We start from the raw sequence: 5,117 nt of genomic DNA, 5'->3' as shown, positions 1-5,117 counted from the left end.
GATAGGCGGTAAGCCTTGAAAAATCAAGGAATTTCGGAAGATTGAATTTTTAATATTAATTTTAATGAGTCTTCTGAAAAAACATCCGCAGCTTCCATAATATCAGCTATTCCCAGATTATCAGCTAATACCATCGTATCAGTCATGATAGCTGAACCTCCCTGCAGTTCACCATCAGAATCTATATCAAGCGACCATCTGATATCATTTAGAAAATTTACTGTTCCGGATACATCACTGCTATATTTTTCAAGGAAACCTTTCAGTTTAGGAATAACATAACAATCCCTAAATCCATTCGCATCTATCTCATTCATGATAATCTGTATCTTTCTTATCCACTCCGAATTTGACGGATTGATAAAATCAGGGAAATAAACTGCCTTTTCACCATCTCTGCTTTTAACAAAAAAAGGATTCCAATCTGTTTCAAATACCGTATCCCAATCCAACTCACTATCACATATAAGCGCCTGGCACAGCCAGAAAAGAGCTATAAAATCCTGTTTAATAAAAATCCATTTCCCACTCCTACCCAACATATATGTAAACAACAAATTTTCCAAATCAGGATCATTTGCCACATAAGTCTTATACGGCTCAGATTTTCTGAATTGCGTTTCTGAAACCATAGGGACCTCTTTGTAAAGCAAGCCACTCGTATAATCTATACAGAAATCCACAAAATTCCTAATAAGAGGCTTGCTTTCATTTGACATGATATAACACACAGAAAATACAAACAATCTTATATCAGAAACCGCAAACTCAAAAAGAGATTTTTCCTCCAGTATCCTTAAAATATCTATGCTGCTTTCATCAGTCATGAATTCATACAAATACCATGGGGCTTCGCTTTGGACAGCTTCAATGAGATACGCTTCTCGTTCCTTTGAAAATTTTTTTTGCTTTATAATTTCTTCAACCTGTTCACTACTGCATTCACTATATTTTCCAAAAAGTATTTCATATCCTTCTTTCTTTGCTTGATCATAGTCAGTTTCTCTGTAAATATTCTTCCCCTCTAAATGGGTAAATGAATGTTTATTGTATTCAGGCCTTTCAGAATACCTACCCGCAATTTCCTTGACAGAACTTTTAAACCTCTTTGTATAGTAAAGTCCCCAGTCTTTTAAAATAAAAGGAATATCATCCACAAGTAAATCTTCTTCTTCAAACAATTCATTTTCCTCATAGTAATTAAGAGTCTGCAAAATAATATCTTTGACATTCGCTTTCATGAATGAATAATATTCATATTTTCTCTCACTATATACGTCCGGAAAAACCTCTTCAAACTGTCCGAATCCTTCATAGTCTTTATAAGTTGCACAGTGCGCCCAATACTGATCCATAAGAGTTTTTCCGTCAAAATACATACCGCTTTTCAAACAAACTTTAATTAAGCCCACGAAATTCATCATCTCTGCTGTCCCATCAAAATTTTTATTTTCCTCTATATTGCAAAAAAAATCATCAGCAAAAGATCTAATAAACTCCCATATTATTCCTCCCGGTCCGTCATCTGATACACGCATAAGGTGAAAAGCCCTTCCTGACCAGTCACTTTCAAAAGGATTTATTACTTCTCCCATCTGAGGATCTCCATATTCCTCAAGACGCATAGGCATTTTGTAAAATTCTCTGACACATCGTTTCCTTACCATGTCATTTATTTTCTCATCATGACATGAAAAATGCTCCAGAATCATCAGAAGCTGATCATAAAAAATGCTGGATCTTATCAGACGCGGTATATAAAACTCTTGGTTTTTAAAAACATATTCTGACAGAAAATCAACAATAGAAGGATTTTCAAACTCTACCATTATCTTATCACTCTCTTCTTCAAAATAAGTAATAAGGACAGTCTCCTCCAACTCTGAAATACAATTTTCAAATGTTTTTGGTTCGCAAATTCCTCCATAATGACGAATATAGCTGCTATAGGTTGCTCTTATATCAGCTATACTTACAGGCGTATAAGATATAACAACTATAGAGGCTATTATCTTGGCTTCTTCTGAAAACTCCCTGAAAATACCTTCCCAAAATTTCTCCGGATATTTCATCCAGCCCAACAGCTCTTCTGCATATTGACTTGCAGAATAAATACGAGGATCTGACTCCTTTAAAAATCTATCTATTACTCTTGGACTGTAGCTGCGATTCTTTACAAGCTGATTGCATCTGCGGTATATCTCTCTAATATACTCTATATCCAGATCAGAAGCTTGCAGATGAAAAAACAAGATCTTTGCCTTCTCTGCATCTGTATATTCACGTAATATACATTCCATCTTAAGATCCTTTATTATATCCTCAAGCTCGGGATTGAGAAAAAACTCCTGCTGTACAATATATTCCCGTGATGTAATGATCAGACGCTTACTATCTTCTGTCTTTATCTGGCAAATAAGATCCTCAAGGTGAGAATTTTCTCTTCTTCCTCTTTCTCTGTGGAATACAGCACCCCAGTAATCATCCATGATAAACACCTGTTTATCACATGAATCTTCCCACTGGTCCTCAATTTCGTCGAGGCTGTTTACCCAATATAATCCTTCATAATATTCCACAGACAAAAAATCCATCGCCAATACGCGAGCGATGGTGCTTTTCCCCATTCCCGGCTGCCCTGATATTACTACAGTATGGTTATTTTCAAGAATCTGTCTCGCTTCATCATATATTCCCGTCTGAACAAAAGTCTTGCAAGCCTCTATGGCTTTTTTCTGCTCTCTGAAACTTCTTGCCCGACTTCCTTTATTTATTATTTTTCCAATAAAATCCTCAAGTATCTGCCCATCAGGTATCCACAGACTCGTAAAATTCCGTTCTATCCATCGATATTCAGTTTTCGCCAGAATACTGTTTAAACCGTTTCCGTCAATAAGATCATCGCTTCCAGACATATATTGCGAAAACAGATCGTAAATCTTTTCGGTTTCATGTTTGCTCAATTTCAACGAAACCACGAGAATATATCTGTCTGGGTTAAGCCTTCTGACTTTCTCAAGTTCAGCTATTTTAAGCTGACGATAAAGATCGCTGAAATTTTTATATCTTTTTGCTTGAAGTATGATTTTCTTTTTATCATCAAACCACAGACCATCGGCACCTTTATCTCTTCCATCTCTGAACGTCTGAAACTGTATATTCTCTCTATACTGTACAATTTCAACAGCTAAAACCTGGAATGATTTCCAATCCAATTTTTCGTTAAAATCATAGCTTCTCATTTTCTCGAACCTTCCTACATCTTTGCTTCAACATCTTAATAAGATATTATACCACTTCATTACTGCCTATGTTAATAAAAAACAGGCCTGTCAAACCTCATAAGTAATAATCCTCTATAGGTTGACTGCCTGTTTCATTTTACATATTCATGAAAATATTTTTATCTGCTTTTCCTTCTAAGACTCGCTATTCCTACTCCTGATACTCCCATAATTCCTATAACCAACCCTATCATTATAGGATCGCCTGTTTCCGCGCTTTCATCCTTCACTTCTTTTTTGCCGCAAATTTCGCATACGCCATTTTCATACCTATGTCCTTTTGCTTTAAGAATCACACTGTCGTGATCCTCTATTCGTTCTCTACCATCCGGTGAAGCAAACCATTCACCACATACTGAACAAATATAATATTCTTTGTTTCCATTTTCTGTACAGGTAGGTTCCTTTGCAGGAACTTTAACTAATATATGTTCTATAGTCTGATCCATACCATTTTCAATCTCTTGCCCGTTAACAATTATCGTATTACCCGTTTCATTTTTCACCTTTACGCCTTCAGGTACTGATAAATCTCCTTCAGCCGCAATTATAATAATTTCATCTCCTTCTTTCAGATTTTCTATTATTTTAGATGCCGTTGCTCCCACATAATACTTATTTCCTTGTTTTATTTCGATTTTATTTTCTTTTACGAATTCTCCCGGATCACTGGAGAAAGCTCCCCCTGTTATTTCAGGATTTCCTGTCTTCTCAGCTCCCGTAACTGCTGCCTGTCCTTTAGGGGCAATAAAAGTTCCGCCTTTTATCTCTGTCGTTGCGTCAGCATTTATTCCCCCGTCTCCATTAGTATTATCATTTCCTATCATTACAGCAGTCTTTGACGCAGATTCAAAAGTTCCTCCTGTAACTATAGCTTTTGAATCACAATTTTCTCCTGCAACATAAAGAGCATAATGAGCAGTTTTAGTTCCATGAACACTGCATCCCACTGTTTTGTAAGATCCACTCTTTATTTCCATCAATCCACCGGAATTGGCCACAGCTCCCTGTACTCCAGTTACAGATATCGCACCTTGTGAAGATTCTTCAAATACAAGATGTGATTTTTCATCTCCTCCTACACCATTCCTTATTGTGTATCCCCATCGTGAGTCACATGAGCTGCAGGAAACATTCTTAAATGTCCCTCCGGTTATTAACATTTCCCCATCGTTTTCTATTGCTGGAAAAGCATCATTTAAATATGTTCCTCCGCTTATAGTGGTATTTGCTCCCAGCGCAGCACGTATAACAGTAGGGAATCCTTCATAGACACCACCTTTAAAATATGCCGTACCACCCTCACGATTCCAGATCCCCACGGACTCTGTGTCTTTTACTGCTTTATACGTTCCGTTTTCAATGGTAAGAGTTCCATAATTATCAACCGGCCCCCACCCGTTAGCGCCGGCTAAGCTTGTATCTATAGTCCCATTTCCTGTTATTAAAAAGGTTCCTTTGTTTATAAAAACACGCCCTTTAAATGACTTGGAATCAACAGTGATGGTCTTCCCTGCCATATCCAAAGTGATTGCTTTTCCTTCAGGAATTGTAACAATACCATCAGTTGTCAGATCCTCAATATTTTTCAGCAAAGTAACTGTTTCACCACTTAACGCATTATCAAAAGCATCTTTTAGTGTCGTATATTCTTTACTCCCCACTTTTGCAACATTATTTTCAGAGGCTGAAGCCAGCAATGGCATAGTAAACAAAAACGCCACTAACAAAAGAACAGTAATACAACACTTAGATAATATTGGTTTGCATTTCATAGTTATTCTCCCTTTCTTTTATTTTAAACAATATAGTTTTCTTATAGAGTATACCCCC

At 36.7% G+C, this 5,117-nt stretch carries 2 protein-coding genes; both read right to left on the bottom strand.

Translation table 11 applies throughout. The features are described 5' to 3' along the window. Positions 1-23: 23 nt before the first annotated feature. Complete coding sequence (locus tag ACLR96_RS10015) at positions 24-3,242, bottom strand: restriction endonuclease (RefSeq protein WP_177268248.1); 3,219 nt, start codon at positions 3,240-3,242, stop codon at positions 24-26. Positions 3,243-3,403: 161 nt separating this feature from the next. Then, positions 3,404-5,059, bottom strand: a complete 1,656-nt coding sequence (locus ACLR96_RS10010) for a hypothetical protein (RefSeq protein ID WP_177268250.1) — start codon at positions 5,057-5,059, stop codon at positions 3,404-3,406. Between the last annotated feature and the right edge of the window lie 58 nt (positions 5,060-5,117).

It is taken from the genome of Lentihominibacter sp., assembly GCF_046951855.1.
Classification (GTDB): domain Bacteria; phylum Bacillota; class Clostridia; order Peptostreptococcales; family Anaerovoracaceae; genus Lentihominibacter; species Lentihominibacter hominis.
The sequence above is the reverse complement of the archived record's forward strand: the minus strand, read 5'-3'. Positions and strand labels throughout refer to the sequence as shown.